Genomic DNA, 395 nt, shown 5'->3' with positions numbered 1-395 from the left:
CCTGCACATCGTCTGTCCGCACTGCCACGTCACCAACCGCGTCGCCTCGGAGCGCCTGTCGGCCCCGCCCGGGACGGTGCAGATGGACTGCGGCCGGTGCCACCGGCCGCTGTTCGCGGGCGAGCCCGCGGTGCTGGACGAAGGCTCCTTCGTCCGCCATGTCGAGCGCAGCCACATTCCCGTGGTGGTGGATTTCTGGGCGCCCTGGTGCGGTCCCTGCCGGACGATGGCGCCCGCGTTCGCGCAGGCCGCCCGCACGCTGGAGCCGTCGGTGCGGCTCGCCAAGCTCGACACGGAAGCGCACCCCGCCATCGGCGCGCGCCATGCGATCCGCAGCATCCCGACGATGGTGATGTTCCGCCAGGGGCGTGAGGTGGCGCGCATCTCGGGCGCTC

General features: G+C 72.9%; 1 protein-coding gene. It reads left to right on the top strand.

Annotation, left to right across the window (positions count from 1 at the left end; genetic code table 11):
* Position 1: 1 nt before the first annotated feature.
* On the top strand, positions 2–395 hold a 394-nt coding region (trxC, locus tag K9U40_RS24425; protein WP_282892621.1), incomplete at its 3' end, for a thioredoxin TrxC.

The organism is Xanthobacter autotrophicus, assembly GCF_030015065.1.
Lineage (GTDB): Bacteria > Pseudomonadota > Alphaproteobacteria > Rhizobiales > Xanthobacteraceae > Xanthobacter > Xanthobacter autotrophicus_D.
Note: the sequence above shows the minus strand (reverse complement) of the source record. Positions and strands in the feature narration are given on the sequence as shown.